This is a genomic window from Polaromonas hydrogenivorans, assembly GCF_040105105.1.
Taxonomy (GTDB): Bacteria; Pseudomonadota; Gammaproteobacteria; order Burkholderiales; family Burkholderiaceae_C; genus Polaromonas; species Polaromonas hydrogenivorans.
Genome location: NZ_CP157675.1, coordinates 1527678 through 1548315 on the forward strand (window position 1 = coordinate 1527678; position 20638 = coordinate 1548315).

A 20638-nucleotide genomic window follows, 5' to 3' on the forward strand; every position below is an offset into this window, starting at 1 on the left:
TTGCACACCTTGATGCTATTAAATAAATAGCTACTTACGCAATAGCAGCGTGCGCAAAAGCCAATTTTAATGCTTGAAATCGCATCAGGCGGAGACTGGCTTTCACTTATCTGGTTCTGTACTCACGGATGCGGGTGTTCTCAACCAGCAGCGGCATCGTTTCCAGCGTGAACACCTTACCATTAGTCGCCTGCAGCATCCGCCGCATGTCCTCCCTGCGTACCTTGAAGCCGCGCCCGGCAATGCACGCAATCACGTCGTAATTTTTTCCACTCTCGTCGCGAAGCGTGCGCAGACGCTGAACGCGTGCGACCTTGTCGCGTGCTGTACCGTCGTCTTCGGTGAGTTTTGCCTCGATGAGCGCCACCGGGTTGAACTCGTCCGGGATGATGAAATCAGGCGCCTGATCAAAGCCATTGATGCGTTCGGCACGCCCCGTTTCGCGAAAGCTCACGCGTGCCGCCGTGAGCACGTCTTTGATAGCACTTTCGACCACGAGACCGACCAACTCGCTGACGGCATCGCGGTGAGATGCAAAAGGCCGTCCCAAAAAACGCTCGTAGAGCAAGACCGCATACGGCACACCAAGATCAGCAATCGGCTGCACACTTTGAATGCCTTGTTTCGTATCGACCTTGTCCAGTCGATGAACCAGGCCGGGCGCTTCAAGACCAATTCCTGCCGTCAGCGTTTCAACTCCGGCTTGAATCATCGCCCGCAACCTTTGGTCAGCAAGGGTAGTTGTTCCAAGGGCTCGCGGTACCAGCGGCCGCAGACGAATATTTCTGTCCATGGTGCGAGCAGCGCCTTGATCTACTTTCAGACCTGTCCGTTCCGTTGTGATGTAAGCCCATTCTGGCGGCGTGAAACCAAGAATCGCCCGAAACACGATGAGGGAAATCGGCGCCACGACAACGGCCGCCTCAATGTTGGCTACTGAAATGTCCTCGAAGTCGTTCGTGGCGCGCTTCAGCGCTTGATAGCCTGTTTCGAATGTCGCGTAATCCGTGAATCCTTCTCCGCGAGGCATTTCCAGAAAGCTGGACTGCAACTCGCCGAAAACTTCATCGATGAGGGGGTCAAACGGGAGTAGTGGATCGTTGTAGTCAACATCAAAACGCAATGGCATCAATAGCTTCCTTGTTATTTTTTTGGGGCTTGCATGCATCACAAGCTGTTTTTGCTCGGGCACCTTCAAGCGCTTCATGTACCTGATCCACCGTTGCCAACGTATCCATTGCCGTTTTGATGATGTTCATCTTCCTGGTTGTTGGCACAGAAGCATCCCAGCCGGGCCGAAGACGCCAAATTGCCATGCGTGTGATGTGACCAAAGGCAATGCAGCGGGTATCACCGACGGTCGGTTTCATGCCGGCTCCGCGCAATTCATCCAGCTCCCGCGCCATCAGCTGTGCAAGTTGGTCCGGGTTTTGAACCAGCCAGGCGCTTGGCGTGATGTCCTTGTCACGGCAAACGAACACCGTATCGACAATGGATGAGGCCGTGCCGTGAATATGAATAGATCCACCCATTTCAGCGGGGCACGGTAGCGATGCCGTGCAGGTCAAGCCTGCATCAAGGATGCCCATTGCCGCAGCCTGATAAGCCGCTTGCTTGTTGTGGTGATAAGTGAACAGCAGCGGTGCGCCAGGTTTCAGTGCGGCAGCCATCCGCGTGTAAACAGCGGCAAGACCTTCAGCGAAGTGTTCGATGTTGCGGTCAGCCGTGTTGTTGCCGGTCAGTTCATCGGCGTGTCGCGTGGTGCTCAGTTCGAGGCCGGGAAAGTCGCCGCCCATCAGCTTTCTCAGCCACACATAACAAAAGTGCATCAGTTCGCCGTACTGCACCATGCCGAAGTACGGCGGGTCGGTGAACACACCATCCAAGCTTTCGGGTGCAAGGTCAATACTCGTCGATGAATCGCAGCGGATGTCGATCTCACGCGGTGCAGCGTTCGGCAACTCGGGATTCTTTTCCCCAATCCATTCTCCAGAAATGTAGTGCGTGGTTTTTTTCTTGCCATTGAAAATGACTTCAAAAGGCTTGGTGCAGTAGCTTTTGGCCTTGGTGTATTTTTCGGTAATGTTGACCCATCCACCTGAGCCGATGGGCGAGTCATTCAGGTTGCGCAGGCCAAGGAAGTTGGACTCAACCTGAACGTACCCGACCGGAAAGCCGTGAATGGAGAACACATCAAGTGACTTCAGCGCCATGGTGTCGTACCGGCACAGCATGTTTTGATAGCGCAGAAGATCGGAAAAGTTGGTCGCCAGTGCTCGACGCACTCGCTTGTCTTTTACGTCGGCGATGAAGCGCGCGCTTGTCTCCAGTGCGAGCAACTGACGATCATTGAATAGTTCGCGAAAATGCTTGTAACCCCAACGGTGCAGGCGCGAGGTTTCGTCACCCTCGGGGATGATGTCGTCAGGAACGAATGATGGGTGCAACTGCTTCCACGCCGTTCCCGCTACCGCGACACGCGCCAAATCGTCGGCATCGGGCTTCTTGAAAAGTCGGCCCGGACGGCCTTTCAGCTCGGGATTGTGATACTCAATCGCAAAAAGCCGGTGCGACGGCGGACCTTTCCCGTGAAAAGGTGCTGCGTTGAGATGCCCGCAGTGCGGGCAAGCACACTTGTTGCGCTTGACCGGGCCTTCCGTTTTAAGCGCCGCGCCACAAGCGCAAGCGCCAGGCGTCTTGGGATCATCAACCTCATTGAGATCACCGCAGCCGTGGCACACAAGCACGTAAGACGGATGCCGCACATCCTGAGCTAACGTGTAACCAGGAAATAAATCGAATTCTTGCTTGCAGGCTATGCATGTGCCTGTTTTTACCCACATGAAATATTTGACGCTGGCGTCCATCCTGCCTGTCACCGGACAGCGAGTCTTGTACAGCTCGCTTAAATCCTTCGCCAGACTCTGCGCAAGCTGCTCTGCGGCATGTGCATAAGCCGTGAGGTCTAGCGCATCAATTTCCTCGCGCACTACCCATGTGGCCATTGGATTGATGTCCACACCCAGCACATTGCAACCGACCCGGTTGGCTTCAAGCAGTGGAATGCCGCCTCCCATGAAAGGGTCCGCCACTGTCAGGCCCGCAAAGCTGTGCGGCTTGTAGTAGCTCGACGCAATCGGCCCATCAGCAAACTCCGACAGCAGCAGCCCACGAAAAAGTGTGCCTGGCCGGCGAGCGAACCACTTGTGCACTGCAATGATGGGACGGTAGTTTTGCTGAATCTGCTTTTCACGCAGGGCCAACTCGGCGACAAAACCGATGTTGTAGTTCTCTTCAATACTCATTGACTCAGCCTCATCAGACGCCCTCGTTTTATCTGTACAAGCCTAAGTTTAGAGTCAGCGGCAGGCGGGTCTTTTCCATTCATACTATGGAGCTATCAAATAAGTAGCTGCTTGCGCCTGTCAGTCATGCGCTACAGCCTGTTTTGATGCTTGAAATCGCGTCAAGCGGCGACTGGCGGGCGTGCCCGCGCCACCGCATGCCGGGCGGCCAGGTAGGCAAACACCAGTCCCGGCCCGAGCGTGATGCCGGGCGCCGGGTAGGTGCCGCCCATGATGGAGTGCATGTCGTTGCCCACGGCGTACAGCCCGCCCAGCGGCTGCCGGTCCTTGCCGAGAACGCGGGCATCGGTGTCGGTCTCAAAGCCGGTGGCCGCGCCGATGTCGCCGGGGTAGAGGCGAACGGCGTAGTAGGGCGCTTGCGTGAGCGCGCCGAGGTTGGGGTTCTTGCCGCCCCGGCTGGCGTCGCCCATGTTTTGCGAGTAGGCCGTCACGCCGCGCTGGAAGTCTGGGTCGATGCCGGTGGCGGCATAGGCATTGAGCTTCTGCACGCTGGCTTGCAGTCCGGCGGCGTTGATGCCCAGCTTTTTCGCCAGTTCCTCCAGCGAGTCTGCCTGCGTCAGGTAGCCGTCGGCCAGATAGGGCGCCAAGCCCTTGCCGCCGGGGCGTACCATGCCCATGCCGTAGCGGCGCAGCGCTTCGGCGTCGCAGACCAGGTAGGCGGGGATGTTGCCCCCGCCCCTGGCTTCGCCAGGCCCCCCGAGGGGGTGCAGTCGTTCTTGGGGCGGCCCGGCGAACGACTGGCTGGGCGTCGTTTTGTTGGCTTCCTGCATCTTCAGGCCGAACAGGTGGTAGGAGGTGCTTTCGTTGACGAAGCGCTCGCCGGCCTGGTTCACGGTGAGCATGCCGGGCTTGGCGCGGTCCATCATGAAGTGCGGGAACACCGCCTGGCTGCCGTCTTCGCGCTGGCGCGTGGACACCGGCGCCCAGAAGGCCGGGCTCAGGCCGCCGCTGCCGTAATGCCCGCCGAGCTTGTGCGCCAGTTCGTGCGCCTGGCCGGTATGGCCGGGCGCGGCCGGGCACCAGGCGGCGTCAACGCCCGGCAGCATTTGCTGGCGCAGACCAGGGTGGCGGTTGAAGCCGCCGCTGGCCAGGATCACGCCGCCCCTGACCTGCACGCTGCGGCGCTGGCCCTTGTTCACCAGAGTGACCGACTCGACGCCACCGGCGCCCTGGTTGATGTTCTCGACCGACGTGTTCATGGCCAGCGTGACATTCTTGCGCAGCGACAGCGAATACAGCAGCCGGCCGACCAGCGCATTGCCCATCACCAGCCGCGTGCCGCGCGGATGGCGCAGCCGGTCGCCGGCATGCCGGGCCAGCAGCTTGACGGCGTGCCTGAAGGAGGCCAACGACTTGCTCAGCGCCAGCAGATGGTTGATGTCGGTGCGGTCCACCATCATGCCGCCGAGCACGGTGAATTCGGGAATCGGCGGGCGGATCAGCCGGAACAGATCGCCCAGCAGCCGGCCGTCAAACGGCAGCGGCTCCAGCGCGCGGCCATTGACGGTCGAGCCTTTCAGATCGGAAATGTAGTCCGGGTGGCGCGGATAGGCACGGTACTTGACCTCGGAATTGGCTTCGATCTGATCGACGGCGCGCGGGCCGTTGTCCAGAAAAGCCTGGCGCAGCGCGGCCGGCGTGCGCTCGCCCACGGCGTTGTCCAGGTAGCGCTTGGCCTCTTGAAGCGTGTCGGCGGGATTCACCGCTGCCCCGTGGCGGGTGCCCGGTATCCAGGTCGTTCCGCCCGACCAGGCGGTGGTGCCGCCGACGAATTCGCTGCGCTCGACCAGCAGCACGCTGGCGCCGTCGATGGCGGCGTAGAGCGCGGCCGCCATGCCGGCGCCTCCGGCGCCGATCACCACCACGTCAAAGCCGGCGTTCTCGGGCAGGACGGAAAGGCTGTTGTCAATCAACTGCATCTCATTTCTCCAGCAAGAAATCAACCATCAAATCGCGCACCTTGGCAAACATGTCGGCGCCGGTCTGCGTGCTGCAGCCTGTGGCGCGCGCTGCGGCAATCAGCGGCGTGATGGCGGGCGCGGTGATCACGCAGCCCACATGCATGTGCGGCGCCAGCTGGGTGACATCGACAGGGAAGGGGTCGCTGTCTTTCATGCCGATGGGCGTGGCGTTGAGCACCAGGTCGAAGCCTTCGGGATTGGCGCTGCCGGCCTCGACACGAACGCCGTTCAGGCCGTCCAACCTCTTGATCAGCGTGTCGCGCCGCGCCGTGCTTTCGTCGTGAATCGCCAGCATGCTGACGCCCGACATCACCACGGCATGCGCAATCGCCGAACCCGCGCCGCCCGCGCCGACCAGCAGCGCCCGCTTGCCCGCTGGCTGGGCGCCGCTGTCCTGCAGGGCGGCGACAAAGCCCTGGCCGTCGAACATGTCGCCGTGCCAGCTGCCGTCGGCGTTGCGGCGCATCACGTTGGCGGTGTTCAAAAAGCGCGCCCGGTCCGAGGTGGTGGCGCACAGCTCAAAGGCGGCGAACTTGTGCGGCACCGTGACGATGATGCCGTCCACGTTGCGCGAGCGCGAGGTGCCGGCCAGCCAGACCAGCAAATCCTCGGGCGCCACATGGGCGGGCACGACGATGGCATTGCGGCCGTGGGCTTCAAAGGCTTGCGTCACGCCGGCCGGGGATTTGACCTGGGCAATCGGGTCGCCGACGATGAAATGGACCCGGGTAGCGCCGTTCAGTTGTTCTAGCATGGTGTTGAGGTAGGTAAGTTGGAAAGTTTGACAATCCTACCTAAAACTGGAATACTATTCAACTATTGAATTTAATTCTATTTATTCAACTCAAATTTTGGTGTCATCCCTATGAACGGCGTACTTGAACGAACCCTGGGCATTCTTGAGCTGCTCGCCCAGCATGGCGAGGGCATGGAAATGGCCGCCATCGCCGACCAGCTCGACATTCCGCGCAGCGCGGTGCATCGGCTGCTGGCCGACCTGACGCGTTGCGGCTATGTGCGCCAGACGCGCGACCATGGCGACTACCTGCTGACCACCAAGCTGGTGTCGATGGGGCTGTCTTTTTTAAGCAAGTCCGGCATCGTCGATATTGCCCAGCCGCTGCTCGACCGGCTGGCCGAAATCTCGGGTGAGCTGGTGCGCCTGTCGGTGGTCGATGGCAACCGCCTGACCTGGGTGGCGCGCGCGCAGGGCGCCCGGCAGGGTCTGCGCTATGACCCGGACATGGGCAGCGATGCGCAGCTGTCCTGCTCGTCCTCGGGTCACGCCTGGCTGTCGGCGCTGAGCGACGACGATGCGCTGGCGCTGGTCGCGCAGCAGGGTCTGGGCCAACCGCAGGAATTCGGCCCGAATGCGCCGACCAGCCTGCAGGCCGTGATGGACGCGGTGCGAGAAACGCGCGAACGCGGTTTCAGCCTCACCGAGGAAACCTACACGGCAGGCCTGAATGCCATGGCCGCGCCGGTGCAACTGGCCGGCCAGCCGCCCATGGGCATCATCAGCATTGCCGGGCCGACGGTGCGGTTCACGCGGGAACGCATGCTGGCGCTGGGGCCGGATTTGCTGTCGCTGGCCGCGCAACTGGCCGCTGCCAGCAGCGCATCGCCTTTTTTCACCAAGTCTGCCGCGCGCCTGGCCAATACCACGAGTTCCGCCAGTTTGAATGGCAGCGGCGGACTCAAGCGTATTTACGCCGCTTGAAATGACCCCCACGCTTGCCACTTCGTGTGCTGCGCTGCCCCCCGAGGGGGCGCTGCGCCTGCGGCCCGGCAAAGCCGGTTCCGCGGCCCCTGCTGATAACACCCCCGCGCCTGCGCAAAGCTGCGATCTGCTGGTGATCGGTTCGGGCGCGGGCGGCCTGTCGGCGGCGGTGGTGGCGGCGCATCTGGGGCTGAAGGTCATCGTCATCGAGAAAGACCCGCAGTACGGCGGCACCACCGCCTGGTCGGGCGGCTGGATGTGGATTCCGCGCAACCCGCTGGCCGTGGCGGGCGGCCTTGTCGAAGGCATCGAGCAGCCTCTATCGTATTTGCGGCACGAGTTGGGCGCGCAGTTTGATGAGGCCAGAGCCCGCGCCTTCCTGGACAACGGCCCGCGCATGGTCGAGTTTTTCCGCTCTAAAACCGCGCTCCAGTTCATCGACGGCAACGGCGTTCCCGACTTTCACGGCCGCACGCCGGATGCCGCCACGGGCGGGCGCTCGATCTGCGCCGCGCCTTTTGACGGCCGGCGGCTGGCAGGCAACATCAAGACCCTCAAGCCGCCGCTGCCCGAAACGACGCTGTGGGGCATGGGCATTGCGTCGGGCGCGGAACTCAAGCACTTTCTGAACGCCACACGCAAGCCCGCCTCGTTCTGGCACGTCACGAAACTGGTGCTGCGCTACGGGCGCGACCTGGCGCTCCACCGGCGCGGCATGCGGCTGGTCAACGGCAATGCGCTGGTGGCCGGCTTGGCGGCTTCGGCGTTTGAAGCCGGCGTGGAGATTCGCGTGAACAGCCCGGCCCGGCGACTGCTCACGGCCGATGGCAAGGTGACCGGCGCCGTCGTCGGCTCGCCCGAAGGCGACATCGAGATTCATGCCGCGCGCGGCGTGGTGCTGGCCTGCGGCGGCTTTCCGCATGACGTGGCGCGCAAGAAAGAGTTGCTGCCGCACGCGCCCACCGGCCGCGAACACTGGTCAGCCGCCTCGCGCGGCAACACCGGCGACGGCCTGCGCCTGGGCGAGGGCGCTGGCGGCGTTGTAAGCACGGACCTGGTGCAGGCCGCCGCGCTGGCGCCGGTGTCGCTGGTGCCACGTACCGATGGCAGCGTGGCCCACTTCCCGCACCTGATCGAGCGGGCCAAGCCGGGGCTGATCGCCGTGAATGCAGCAGGCCAGCGCTTCACCAACGAAGCCGATTCGTACTACGACTTCATGCGCGACCTGATCGAGGCCACGCCCAAGGGCCAGCCGGTCGCCGCCTGGCTGGTCTGCGACCACGACTTCATCCGCCACTACGGGCTGGGCGCTGTCAAGCCCGCGCCGATGCCGCTGGGCGGCATGCTCAACAACGGTTACCTGAAGCGCGGCGGCACGCTGGCCGAACTGGCGCTGGCCTGCGGCATGGACGCCAGCGGCCTCGAAAAAACCGTGCAGCGCTACAACCAGCAAGCCGTTCAGGGCCAGGACACCGACTTTGCCAAGGGCGAAACCGCCTACAACCGGGTTCAGGGCGACGCCGCCACCGGCCAGCCCAACCCCTGTATGGCGCCCTTGACGCGCGGCCCGTTCTACGCCGTCAAGGTGCTGCCGGGCAGCCTGGGCACCTTTGCCGGGCTGCAGGTCAACGCCAGCGCGCAGGTGCTGGACGCGGCCGGCCAGCCGATTGCCGGGCTGTACGCGGGCGGCAACGACATGAGCAGCATGATGGGCGGCCGCTACCCGAGCGGCGGCATCACGCTCGGCCCGGCCATGACCTTTGGCTTCATCGCCGCGCACCATGCGGCGGGGGTTGAGCCTGCCGCCACGCGTCATTCCCGCGAAGGCGGGAATCCAGGCGTGTGTGAATGTTCAACCCTCGTTGCTGGTTCCCCGCCTTCGCGGGGATGACGGCGTCCTGAACCCGAATAGTGACCAGTTTTCAAGCCAAATCAGCCGTTTGCGCATAGCAGACGGGCGCAAGCAGCTCTGTTTTTAATAGCATTTTCAACCAAGGATAGACCCATGTACTACGAACTCGCCACCATGACCCTGCCGTTCGGCACCGCCGGACAGGCTGCTACCAACGTGCAGGCCTACGCCGCCGCGCCTGAAGCGAAAGGCGAACTGCTGGGCTGCTGGTTCACCGACATCGGCCAGCTCAACCAGATGATCGTGCTGCGCGGCTTTGCCGACCTGGCCACCCTGCAGGCCGAGCGCGAACGCACCCAGCAAAGCGCCGACCCGTTCGGCTGCGGCGCCACCTTCCAGAGCCTGGAGCAGCACAGCTACCGGGGTTTTCCGTGGATGAAGCAGGTGCGCCCGAGCGCTGAATCCGGCATCAGCGGCCCGGTCTATGAAATCCGCACCTACGGCATCAAGCCGGGCGGCGTGCAGGCCACGATTGATTTGTGGGAGCAGTACGTGCCGCCGCGCGAAGCGCTGTCGCCCTGCGTGGTGGCCATGGTCGCGCTCGACGGCCCACTGCGCTTTACCAACATCTGGTCTTACGCCACGCTCGATGGGCGAAGCAAGGCCAGGGCCGATGCCGTGGCGCAAGGCATCTGGCCACCCAAGGGCGGACCGGCGCACCTGACCACCGCCATGACCTCGACGATTGCGCTGCCCACGGCCGTGTCGCCGCTGAAATAAGCCGGGAGCCCACCATGCCCCGCATCTACTCGCTGGCCTACCTCACGTCGAACACCTGCACGCCGCCGCAGGCCGTGCGCCTCGCGGCGGAACTGGGCTACGCCTTTGTCGGCCTGCGCCTGCTGCCCAACATGGCCGGCGCGCCGCAGCAGTTTTTGATCGGCCAGCCCGAGGTGCTGCGCGAAACCGTGGCGGCGCAGCGGGACACCGGCGTCGGCATTTTCGACCTGGAAATCATCCGCATCGCCGAAGGTTTTGACGAACGCGCCTACCTGCCGCTGCTCGAAGCCGGTGCGGCGCTCAAGGCCAAGGCCGTGCTGGTGGCCGGCGACGACACCGACGAGGCGCGATTGACCGACGGCTACGCGCGCCTGTGCGAACTGATGCAGCCCTACGGCTTGACGGCCGATCTGGAATTCATGCCCTGGACCGCCGTGCCCGACGCGAATGCCGCGCTGCGCATCATCAACGCCGCCGGCCGGCCCGCCAATGCCGGCATCCTCGTCGATGCGCTGCACTTTGACCGCTCCAGCACCACGCTGGACGACATCCGCGCCATTCCGCGCGAGTTGCTGCACTACGCGCAGATTTGCGATGCGCCCACCCGCGCGCAGATCGGCCGCGACTTCACGGTGGAAGAAATGATCCACGCCGCGCGCTGCGAACGGCTCTTGCCCGGCGAGGGCGGCATTGACCTCAAAGGCCTGTTCGACGCGCTGCCGCAGGACTTGCCCATCAGCGTCGAAGTCGTGCATCTTGAACGCATGGCGCAGCTCGGCCAGGCCAAGTGGGCGCGCCAGTGCCTGGCGGTCAGCCGTGCCTTTCTTGAGCCGCAAGCCTGACACCGGAGTCTGCCGTGCCGCATCATTCTGGTCCCTTGTCCCGGCTGCCGTTTTTCTTTGGTGCCCGCTGGTTCAGCAGCGCGTGATTCAGGCTTGCCCTTAAATCCGCGCCTGACGGGGCCGCTTGCCCTGCCGCTTTTGAATCACCTCTGGAGACACCCCATGGACTTTTCCCTGAACGACGAACAAAAAATGATGATTGACACGGTGCGCCGTTTCATCGCCGAAGAACTCAAGCCGCTCGAAGACGGCATCGAGGAACACGGTTTCCTGGACAAGGCCAAAGCCCAGGCTGTTCACGAAAAAGCAAAGGAATTCGGCCTGTACGCCATGAACATGCCGGCCGAACTCGGCGGCGGCGGCCTGTCCAACCTGGACCGCATCCTGTGCGAGGAGCAGTTCGGCCACACTACCGACATCCTGATCCGCCGCGCTTTCGGCAACGTCTATGAGCCGCTGCTGCATTGCCAGGGCGAACAGGTCGGGCGCTGGCTCAAGCCCGCCATCGAGGGCACGCGCACTTGCGCCATCACCATCACCGAATCGGGCGCCGGCTCGGATGCGGCCGGCATCAAGACCCATGCCAAGAAAACCGACATCGGCTGGGTGCTCAACGGCAGCAAGCATTTCATCAGCGACGGCGAATGGAGCGACTTTTTCCTCGTTTCGGCCAAGACCGGCGAGAAGGAAATCAGCATGTTCATGGTGGACAAGGGCTTGCCCGGCTTCACCGTGGGCAAGGACCAGAAGATGATGGGCCTGCGCGGCACGCCGCACCTGGAACTGTTTTTCGACAACGTGCCGCTCGAATCCATTTCGCTGCTCGGCGCGGAAGGGCAGGGCTTCAAGCTGGCGATGGGTGCGCTCAATGTGGTGCGGCTGGCGCAGGTCGGCGCGCGCGCTGTCGGCAAGGCCAGCCATGTCTGCGAGCTGATGGTCGGTTACGCCAACGAGCGCAAGCAATTCGGGCAAAGAATCGGCGACTTCCAGATGGTCCAGCAGCAACTGGCCGACAGCGTGATCGAGATCAATGCCGCGCGCTGGATGGTCTATCACGCCGCCTGGATGCTCGACCAGGGGTTGGATGCGCGCGAGCAGATCGCCATGGTCAAGGTGCAGGCCGCCGAAACCCTGGGCCGGGTGGTGGACCGCGCGGTGCAGATCTTCGGCGGCATGGGCTTTTGCAAGGAGCTGCCGATTGAGCGCTATTACCGCGACGCCCGCATCTACCGCATCTTTGACGGCACCAGCGAAATCCACCGCAGCGTCATTGCCAAGATGGTGATGAAAAAGGGCGCGGCGCTGTTTGACGTGAACAGGTGATCGCCATGAGCAATTCCAAATTCATGAGCGCGGCCGAGGCTGCAAACCTGATCAATGACGGCGACACCGTGGGCCTGATGGGCGGCGGCGGCGGCCTGATGGAAGCGAGCTGTCTGTTCGAGGCGGTGCAGGCGCGCTTTCTGGCGACCGAGCGGCCGCGCAACCTCACCATGGTTCACGCGCTCGGCATTGGCGACAAGAAGACCAAGGGCATGAACTGCTTTGCGCACGAGGGGCTGGTGCGCAAGGTGATCGGCGGCCACTGGGTTTGGTCGCCGGCGATGCAGCGGCTGGCCGAGGAAGAAAAAATCGAGGCCTACATCCTGCCCGGCGGCGTGTCGAGCCAGTTGCTGCGCGAAATCGGCGCCGGCCGGCCCGGCCTGTTCACCCATGTCGGCCTGGGAACGGTCTGCGACCCGCGCCAGGGCGGCGGCAAGATGAACAAGAGCGCGCAGGACGACCTGGCCGAAGTGGTGCAGATGGACGGGCGCGAATACCTGCGCTACAAGCCGTTTCCGGTTCATGTGGCCCTGGTGCGGGCCAGCGCCGCCGACGAGGACGGCAACATCAGCTTCGAGCATGAAGCCGCCAACCTCGATGCCCAGTCGCTCGCGCTGGCCGCGCGCAACAGCGGCGGCAAGGTCATCGTGCAGGTCAGGGAACGCCTGCCGCACGGCGCGCTCAAAGCCAGGGAGGTGCGGATTCCGTCGGCCTGGGTCGATGCCATCGTCGTCGATCCCGATCAGCAGGCCAGCTACGACATTCCCTTCGATCCGGCCCTGAGCGGAGAGCTGACGGGCGAAGTTCGCTACCAAAGCGAGAGCGCCGACCATGAAGCCGAAAAGGCAGCCGCCCATGTCGCCTTCAGCGAACGCCAAGCCGTGGCGCGACGCGCGTCCGTGGAGCTGTTCAACACCGGCAAGGCCCGGCCGGTCGTCAACTACGGCGTCGGCGTGCCCGACGCGGTGGCCAAGCTGATTGCCGCGCGCGGCGAGCAGCACCGGCTCTACCAGACCATCGAGCACGGCACCTACGGCGGCACCTTGCTCGACGGCGTGCTGTTCGGCTATGCGCGCAATGCGAGCGCGATGCTGGACGCGGCCACGCAGTTCGATTTTTACGCCGGCGGCGGTCTCGACATTGCATTCCTCGGCTTTGGCGAGTTCGACGAACACGGCAATGTCAACGTCTCGCGCCTGGGCGGCCTGACGGTGGGGCCGGGCGGCTTCATCGACATTGCCCAGAATGCGCGCAAGGTGGTGTTCTGCGGCACGCTGGCCGCCAAGGGCGTGAAGCTGCAGACCGGCGACGGCCAGATGCGCGTGCTGCAGCAAGGCGCGGTGAAAAAGCTGGTGAAGCAGGTCGAGCAGATCACCTACAGCGGCCCGCAGGGACTGGTTCGCCGGCAGGAAGTTCTGTACCTGACCGAGCGCGCCAGCTTTCGCCTGACGCCGGGCGGCATCGAGCTGTTCGAGATCGCGCCCGGCATCGACCTGCAACGCGACGTGCTGGACCAGATGGACTTTGCGCCGCTGGTGGCCGCTGGCCTGAGCGTCATGGACCGCGCCTACTTCCAGGCCGGGGCCGACTGATTGATTCGCCTGCACTTCTGATAGCCTCTGCAGCCTGGCCGCACGGACTGGACCGTGCGGCATCCCAATGAAAGCAGAGCATGGAATTGAATCTGGAAATCGTCACCACGCCCTTGCGCCCGGCCGCCACGGTGGTCATGCTGCGCGATGCGCCGGAAGGCCTGGAGGTGTTTTTGATGAAGCGTCACACCTTGTCCGACGTGCTGGGCGGCGCCTATGTGTTTCCGGGCGGCAAGGTCGATGCGGCTGACGCCGAACTGGACATGGCGGCGCATCTGGACCAGCCTTTGCCGGTGCTGCATGCGGGTCTGAACGAAACCGACATCAACGAACGCACGGCGGGCGGGCTGTATGTGGCGGCCTTGCGCGAAGCTTTTGAAGAGTCGGGCGTGCTGTTCGCGCAGGGCTTTGCCACGCAGGACATTGACACGGCACGGGCTGCCGCGCTGCTGCGCGAAGGCCAAGGTTTCAACGCGGTGCTGGCCCGGATGGGGCTGCGCCTGCAGACCCGCAGCCTCGTTCCCTGGTCGCGCTGGATCACGCCCACGGCGCCCTCGGTCACGAACAAGCGTTTCGACACCCGGTTTTTTGTGTCGGCCGTTCCTGCCGGGCAGGTGGCGGTTCACGACAACCATGAAACCACCGAGAGCGTCTGGCTCAGCCCGCGCATGGCGCTGCAGCAGTACTGGGCCGGCCAGATCGCGCTGGCGCCGCCGCAGATCATGAGCCTGGCGCACCTGTCGCGCCACGCCAGCGTGGACAGCGTGATGACGCAGGCGCGCGGCCGCATGCCGCCGGTCATCCAGCCCGAGCCGTTTGATCTGGAAGGGGGCAGGGTGATCTGTTACCCCGGTGATGCGCGCCACTCGATCCGTGAGCTGGCCATGCCCGGCCCGACCCGGCTGTATTACCGCAACAAGCGCTTTGAGCCCGGCGATGGCTTTGAAGGCCTGTTCGTGAATTGAGGTAGAAATCGAATCAGCCGTGACCCGTGCTGGTTCAAGGATTGATGCGCAGTTCGGCGGCCCGCAGGTCATCGACGGTATCAATGTCGGTGACGCAGCCGATATCCTGCATGTCCAGTTCAAAAGCGCCGTGCGCAAGAACGACAGCGGCCGCCCCGCGCGCGCCCTTCAGGTTCAGCAAGGCTTCGCCGCAGCGCGCATGAAACCCGACCGGATGGCCGCGCTGCCCGCGATACAGCGGAACCACCACGTCGTGCGCCTGCAGCGCCGCCGCAATCGAGCGCAATGTATCGCTTCGAATCAGCGGCAAATCGCCCGGAAGCACCAGCCAGCCCGATGACGGCCAGGTGGCGCGCACGGCGGCCGCAATCGAGTCGCCCATGCCGGGGTGGCCGGCGTCTTCAAGGTGCCACGGCAAACCACTGGCCCGAACGGCATCCAGGGTGTGCTGCAGCACCGGTTTGCCCGCCAGCAGCGCCTGCAACTTGTGCGTGGTGCCGCCCGACGCGGTAAAACGCTCGCCGCGCCCGGATGCCAGGACGATGACGGTGGGCCGCATCAAGTCAGCGCTGCCTGGTTGCTGGCCATGGCCGCGCTGTGGGCCGCGCTGTTTTTGACCTGCAGCATCTCGGCGACGATGGACACGGCAATCTCGGCCGGTGTCCGGGCGCCCAGCGCCAGGCCGACCCAAAGTCGAGCATGGCGGCCATTTTCCCGTACCGCCAGCAACGCACCCGGCGGGCGCGGCGCACTGTCCCAGGTTTGCACCACGGTCACCAGCGTGACCGCATGACCGGCATCGCGCCAGGCCAGGGCGTCTTCGAGTACCCGAAGATCAAGACTTTCCATCAAGGCCGCTCCTTTGTTGCCTGCAATTGGGTGCGCAAGCCGGGTTTTATTGCAACAGCGAGAAAACCAGCATGCTCGCTGCGTAAAGTGCAACGATCAGGCCGGCACCCAGCAGGTTGATGCTGGCCTTGTCATCGCCCGCAGGCTGCAGCCACCAGCTGAAACGGTGGCTGGTCCAGGGCACCAGCCAGTTGAGCAGGAGCACGCCGGCGACATTGCCGAAAAACAGCGCCAGCCAGAAAGGCATGTGCAGGGTTTTCATCAGCAACGGCCCCTGCACCAGCAGGCCAAACAGGAACACCACCGGATAAAGCTGCAGCAGCACCAGCATGTTCTGCTTCCAGGTCGGTGGGGCTGCTGCGCCCGCTGTATTGCCGGCTGGAAACCACTGGTCGAAGCCGGTGCGCACGGTACGCGCGCGCACTTCCAGGCTCAGGGGCTCGCCTTCGGCCAGCAGCTTCAGGCGCTCGGGTGACTTCATCCAGCCATCAAGGCTGGCGTCCGAGTCGAAGCGCACGATGGCCAGCCAGCTTTCCTGAACGCCCGGTATGGGCGGCTCGATGCGGTAGCCCTGAAAGCCGGGCGCCCGGGCCTGGGCGGCGGCAATGCGCCGCTCCCATTCCCGATACGCTTCTTCCTGGCCCGGCCTGACGCGGGTGGAAATGACGGCCGACACCGGAGACGGCAGAACGCCGCTGCCGCTGTCGGGAATGATGTGGATGTCGTCATTGCCGACCAGCAGCGGCTGGGCGCTGTCGATCAGTTTCAGCCGGCTGCCCGAGTGCATCCACTGCTGGGCGGCCGCCATGCTGGCAAAGCGTTGCAGGATCACCCAGTCAACCTGCGCGGGCGGGCTGGCTGGAATGACTTTCTGGTCGATGAAGCCGGCATGGCTGGCGGCCACCCTGCTGACTTTTTCCTGCCATGCCGTGAAAGCGATTTCCTGTTCGGCCCTGACACGGGTCTGGGTCACGATGGTGACGATGCCGGGGGCGGTTGACGGGCCGTTCATGGACGGCGTTGCTGCGATGGCCATGGCTCAGGCATGCGCTGGCGCGAGCCGGTCGAAAATCCGGTCGGGCGTCAGCGGCAAATCGGCAAAGCGCACGCCGGTGGCGTTTTTCAGGGCATTGGCAATCGCCGGCGCCACCGGGTTGATGGCGCATTCGCCCTGCGCCTTGGCGCCCAGCGGGCCTATCGTGTCATAGGTGTCGGCAAAAAATACCTCGCTGCGCGGCGCGTCGGCAAAAGCCGGGATGTGGTAGTTGCGCAGCGCGGCATTGAGCATCTTGCCCTGGTCGTCATAGACCATGTGCTCGGTCAAGGCCCAGCCCACGCCCATGCCGATGGCGCCGTCGATCTGGCCCCGGCACTGCATCGGGTTGATCAGCCGGCCAATGTCGGCGGCATGCACGCTGCGCAAGATGCGGATCTCGCCGGTCACGCCATGCACGGCCAGCTTGATGCCCTGGACATTGAAGGCCGTGGTGCGCGGCGACAGATAGGCCTTGCGCTTGGCCTCGAAGCGGTGGCTGTCCCGCATGCCGGCCGCATGCAGCTCGGACAGGGAAATGCGCCTGTCGGCCGACGCCACGAAGCCTTCTTCGAGCTTCCATTCCCCGGGCGTTGTTCCGGTGTGGCGGGCGGCGTAGTCGAGGATGTTTTCGGCCAGCGCCGCTGCCGTCAGCGCCACGCCCTTGCCCGCCACGACCGTGCCGGTGCTGGCAAAGGTGCCGGTGTCGTAGGGCGTGAGGTCGGTGTCGGCATTGATGATGTCGATGTGGTCCGCGCGGCAGTTGAGCAGCGAGGCGGCGATTTGCCGGTGCGACGTGACCGAGCCATTGCCCATTTCCGTCGAGCCCACGGCCAGGTGGTAGCTGCCATCGGCGCGCATGACCATGGTTGCGCCCGAGCGGTGCTCGGTCGGCGGGCCGCAGTCGAGCATGGCCAGCGCGATGCCGGTGCCTTGCTGCCAGCCGTGGCCCTCGGGGACGGGCAAGCCGCCCTCGGTGGCCAGGGTTTTTTCGACGATGTCCATGCACTGGTCCAGGCCGTAGCTGCCGAAGTTGACATCGGAGGGGTCTTTCCAGATCGATTCCATCCAGTCGCCGGGCTTGACCATGTTGCGGCGGCGCATGGTGAAGGGGTCGATGCCCAGTTGCTCGGCCAGCTCGTCCATCGCGCATTCGATGGCAAAGGTCGTTTGCGATGCGCCGTAGCCGCGAAAGCCGCCTCCGGGCATCATGTTGGTGTACACCGCGAAGCCGTCGGCTTTCTTGTTGGCGCAGCGGTAGGCGGTCAGCGGATTGCCCAGCGCCGCCGCCAGCGTTTCGCTGCCGTGCGAGCCGTAGGCGCCGGTGTTGGAGACCACCCGGACATCAATCGCCGTCAGCAGGCCCTCTTGGGTGGCGCCGAGCTTGACCTCGGTGGTCATCTGGTGCCGGGTGGATGCGCCGATGAATTGCTCCTCGCGCGTGAATTCCCATTTGACGGGCAGGCCGGTTTTCAGGCTGGCCAGCACGCACAGGTCTTCCGACAGCATTTCCTGCTTGCCGCCAAAGCCGCCGCCCACGCGTTCGGTGAAGACATGGAGCTTGGCGGCGTTGATGCCGAAGACGTAGGCCAGCTTCTGCTGGACGATGAACGGGGCCTGCGAGCTGGTGCGCACATGCATGCGGCCGTCGTCGCCGGTCCAGACGATGGAGCCGTGGGTTTCCAGGTGCACATGCTGCACCCGCGAGGTGGAATAGGTTTTTTCATGTACCGCATGGGCGGCTGCCAGCCCGTCCTTCACGCTGCCGACTTCGCCCTTGATGTTGACGAAGATGTTGCCTTCCGAGGCCGTGCCCTTGTCATGCAGCACGGGTGCGCCCGGCTTCATGGCTTGGACCGGATCAAACACGGCGGGCAGCACTTCGTAGTCAATTTCGACCAGGCGGCAACCGGCTTGCGCGGCGGCTTCGGTCTGCGCCACCACGGCCACCAGGCGCTGCCCGACAAAACGCGTCACGTTGTCCAGAACGTAGGTGTCGTCGGGGTCCACCAGGTGGTCTTCATGGGTGGCGGTGCTGAAAAGCCGTTTGGGCACGTCTTCCCAGGTCAGCACAGCGACAACGCCGGGGCAGGCCAAGGCCTTGCTGCGGTCAATGCTTCGCAGGCGGGCATGGGCATGCGGCGAGCGCACGACCTTCAGATGTAGCAAGCCAGCAAATTCGTGTTCCGCATCCATGGTGTAGCGGGCCTTGCCCGTCACGATGCCCGGTCCGAAAGGATTGCCCAGGCTGGCGCCGCAGGCCTGGCCGGCCACGTCTAGTTGCGCGGCGCACGGCGCGCCCTTGATGGCGTCTTCAATGCTGCGGTAGCCGGTGCAGCGGCACAGGTTGCCCTTGAGCGAGCGCGGCAGGTCGGCGCGGCGCGCATCGTCGAAAGTGGCCGCCGTCATGATCATGCCGGCGGTGCAGAAGCCGCACTGGAAGGCATTGGCATCCAGAAAAGCCTGCTGGACCGGATGCAGTTCGCCGTCCCTGGCGAGTCCTTCAATCGTCGTGACTTCGCGGCCCTCGGCCCGGAATGCGGGCATCAGGCAGGAGTGAACCGGCTCGCCATCGAGCCACACCGTGCAGGCGCCGCAATCGCCCTGGTCGCAGCCCTTCTTGACGCCGGTCATGCCCTGTTCGCGAACAAAGGTGCGCAGGCACTGGCCGGGCGTGGGCTGGGCGTCGTACTGCTTGCCGTTGATGTGGTAGTTCATCAGTTCGCGCGTGAAACCCCGGCCTTCAGGCCGGGGAGGTAGAGCGCGGAACACGAAGTGTTCCTTGGCTGCGGTGGCGTACCTGTCACGTCCGTTTTTGCCACCAGTTGATAACCGTAGCCGTCGCCGCGCTGCACTACGGTGCAATAGCGGTGGGATATCCCTTGAACCAAACCATTGCTGGTCTGGATATTGAAACTGCCAGAAGCTCTGACAGCCACCCGTCCGATATGGCAACCCGTCTTCTTTCCCTGGGTGACTATCGCTTTCACCCTGTCGCCAGTCTGGAAGCCTTGAATGTTTTTAGAGCGGGTCAGGTAGCCCCGCACGCAGCCAAACTTGTCCAGCCGTGTGCGCTGGTAACTGCCGCGCCCCATGGCCTTGATGCACAGCGTCGGCTTCTGCCAGCCGGTAATTGCGTTCACATCGCCGACACAGGCAGCATCGAGCGCATGGGTTTTAGGGAGTCCCAACTCGATTCGATTGAACTTTGTTCTACCGCCAGATGCTGTTTCAACTGCAAGACCCGTCGCCTTGAGTGCGTTGACCAACGCCCAGCGAGTTGCATTGACGACAGCGGCATCCTTGAGTGGCCGCTTGGCTTGGGCCTGAATACGCTTCAAACGCTCGGGCTGCTTGGCTAAAAAAACTTCAACCGGCAAAGCCGCCTTTTTTGCGTTGCAGCATTGACAAGCCAGCGTCAGATTGCTGATGCGGTTTGAACCACCCTTGGACTTGGGCTGGATATGCTCGATCTGCAACGGCACACCCTTGGCGCCGCAGTAGGCGCAAGTGCGGCACCATTTCTCAAGCAGGTACTCACGGACTTCGTATCCCGCCAAGGTGCCCTGCTGGTACTGCGCGCCTTCAATATCAGGATTTTCCAAAGCCTGCATGTCAAAGCGAACCAGTTCGGTGCTGATGCTTGACACCGGCGCGAGGCGCTCCAGACGATTGACCCATGCCAGCGTCGTATCAACCCGGTGTTGCAGGCTTGGCGCCAGCCAGCCTGACTTTTTGTTGCCCCGGTTCAGGAACCGGGGCGCACGGCAGCGCAAGTGACTGCGCCGCATTCTGCGATGCCCACGCCGCGCCGTGAGTGCTTCGCTGATCTGTTTGCCCCGGTGCATCAGTTCAAACAGGTTGATGACGGCCACAGCGTTCTTTTCTGCTGTTTCCCGCACCAAAGCCATGCCGGTGGTTTTACTGCCCGGATCAAGTTTGACGCGCAGCGCCTGAAACCCGCAATCTTCGGCTTCGATGTCAACCACGCGAATGGTGAACGGCAACATCTTGTGTACTCGGGCGCGGCCACGTTTCAGCAGCAGTCTGGCACGCTTTTCGGTGCAGGGCATCAGTGGCCTGCCACCTCTATCCAAAACAAATACTGCCATTTCAAATCCTTCTGCCCTTACGGGCCTTGTGACGCAAGCCTTTCGGCAAATCTCCCCTCGGGAATGTCAATAACCGGCTCCTGCTTTTGAGGGCAGCGACTAAAACCTTCGACCCTTTACCTTTGGTCTGCATGATTAAAGCCTTGCAGAGCAGCGAACTGAGGAAGCATTCGCTGGTGCGTCTGAACGACCTGTGACTAACGTAGCGGACTGGATACCGCTTTCCCTGTTTCAACCTGGCTTT

At 63.5% G+C, this 20638-nt stretch carries 16 protein-coding genes; 7 read left to right on the forward strand and 9 right to left on the reverse strand.

Annotation, left to right across the window (positions count from 1 at the left end):
- Positions 1–106: 106 nt before the first annotated feature.
- The 4 genes from ABLV49_RS07205 to ABLV49_RS07220 all read right to left on the reverse strand — a co-directional run bounded on the left by ABLV49_RS07205 (position 107) and on the right by ABLV49_RS07220 (position 6080).
- Positions 107–1129 carry a hypothetical protein gene (locus ABLV49_RS07205; protein ID WP_349280938.1) on the reverse strand — a complete coding sequence of 341 codons (1023 nt, stop codon included), beginning with the start codon at positions 1127–1129 and terminating at the stop codon, positions 107–109.
- Entirely contained in the window at positions 1113–3305 is a 2193-nt protein-coding gene (locus ABLV49_RS07210) for a DUF1156 domain-containing protein (RefSeq protein ID WP_349280939.1), read from the reverse strand. The genes ABLV49_RS07205 and ABLV49_RS07210 overlap by 17 nt, the downstream gene beginning before the upstream one ends.
- A gap of 161 nt (positions 3306–3466) precedes the next feature.
- Complete coding sequence (locus ABLV49_RS07215; RefSeq protein WP_349280940.1) at positions 3467–5284, reverse strand: FAD-dependent oxidoreductase; 1818 nt, start codon at positions 5282–5284, stop codon at positions 3467–3469.
- A gap of 1 nt (position 5285) precedes the next feature.
- Positions 5286–6080: a shikimate dehydrogenase family protein gene (locus ABLV49_RS07220; protein WP_349280941.1), complete on the reverse strand. Its 795-nt coding sequence runs from the start codon at positions 6078–6080 to the stop codon at positions 5286–5288.
- A gap of 111 nt (positions 6081–6191) precedes the next feature.
- On the opposite strand from ABLV49_RS07220, the gene ABLV49_RS07225 reads away from it, so the two are divergent.
- The 7 genes from ABLV49_RS07225 (at position 6192) to ABLV49_RS07255 (ending at position 14400) form a co-directional block, all read left to right on the forward strand.
- Positions 6192–7046 carry an IclR family transcriptional regulator gene (locus ABLV49_RS07225; RefSeq protein WP_349280942.1) on the forward strand — a complete coding sequence of 285 codons (855 nt, stop codon included), beginning with the start codon at positions 6192–6194 and terminating at the stop codon, positions 7044–7046.
- A gap of 1 nt (position 7047) precedes the next feature.
- Complete coding sequence (locus tag ABLV49_RS07230) at positions 7048–8937, forward strand: FAD-dependent oxidoreductase (protein ID WP_349280943.1); 1890 nt, start codon at positions 7048–7050, stop codon at positions 8935–8937.
- Between the two features lie 114 nt (positions 8938–9051).
- On the forward strand, positions 9052–9678 hold the full coding sequence (locus ABLV49_RS07235) for an NIPSNAP family protein (RefSeq protein ID WP_349280944.1): 627 nt from the start codon (positions 9052–9054) through the stop codon (positions 9676–9678).
- Between the two features lie 14 nt (positions 9679–9692).
- The gene (locus tag ABLV49_RS07240) at positions 9693–10520 is read left to right on the forward strand and encodes a sugar phosphate isomerase/epimerase family protein (protein ID WP_349280945.1); all 828 of its coding nucleotides are present in this window, start codon (positions 9693–9695) and stop codon (positions 10518–10520) included.
- A gap of 162 nt (positions 10521–10682) precedes the next feature.
- Positions 10683–11843, forward strand: a complete 1161-nt coding sequence (locus tag ABLV49_RS07245; protein WP_349280946.1) for an acyl-CoA dehydrogenase family protein — start codon at positions 10683–10685, stop codon at positions 11841–11843.
- A 5-nt stretch (positions 11844–11848) separates the two neighbouring features.
- The gene (locus ABLV49_RS07250; RefSeq protein WP_349280947.1) at positions 11849–13435 is read left to right on the forward strand and encodes an acyl CoA:acetate/3-ketoacid CoA transferase; all 1587 of its coding nucleotides are present in this window, start codon (positions 11849–11851) and stop codon (positions 13433–13435) included.
- Between the two features lie 80 nt (positions 13436–13515).
- Positions 13516–14400, forward strand: coding sequence for an NUDIX hydrolase (locus tag ABLV49_RS07255; RefSeq protein WP_349280948.1), 885 nt, complete (start codon positions 13516–13518; stop codon positions 14398–14400).
- Between the two features lie 34 nt (positions 14401–14434).
- Here ABLV49_RS07255 and ABLV49_RS07260 read toward each other — a convergent pair whose 3' ends face one another.
- The 5 genes from ABLV49_RS07260 to iscB are packed head-to-tail and all read right to left on the reverse strand — an operon-like array spanning position 14435 to position 20394.
- Positions 14435–14959: a nucleotidyltransferase family protein gene (locus tag ABLV49_RS07260; protein ID WP_349280949.1), complete on the reverse strand. Its 525-nt coding sequence runs from the start codon at positions 14957–14959 to the stop codon at positions 14435–14437.
- Positions 14959–15249 (reverse strand): XdhC family protein, encoded by a 291-nt coding sequence (locus ABLV49_RS07265; RefSeq protein ID WP_349280950.1) that lies wholly within the window; start codon positions 15247–15249, stop codon positions 14959–14961. The genes ABLV49_RS07260 and ABLV49_RS07265 overlap by 1 nt, the downstream gene beginning before the upstream one ends.
- Positions 15250–15295: 46 nt before the next feature.
- On the reverse strand, positions 15296–16285 hold the full coding sequence (locus tag ABLV49_RS07270; RefSeq protein WP_349280951.1) for an antibiotic biosynthesis monooxygenase: 990 nt from the start codon (positions 16283–16285) through the stop codon (positions 15296–15298).
- Positions 16286–16288: 3 nt separating this feature from the next.
- On the reverse strand, positions 16289–19054 hold the full coding sequence (locus ABLV49_RS07275; RefSeq protein ID WP_349280952.1) for a molybdopterin-dependent oxidoreductase: 2766 nt from the start codon (positions 19052–19054) through the stop codon (positions 16289–16291).
- Positions 19000–20394, reverse strand: coding sequence for an RNA-guided endonuclease IscB (gene iscB, locus ABLV49_RS07280; protein ID WP_349280953.1), 1395 nt, complete (start codon positions 20392–20394; stop codon positions 19000–19002). The genes ABLV49_RS07275 and iscB overlap by 55 nt, the downstream gene beginning before the upstream one ends.
- Between the last annotated feature and the right edge of the window lie 244 nt (positions 20395–20638).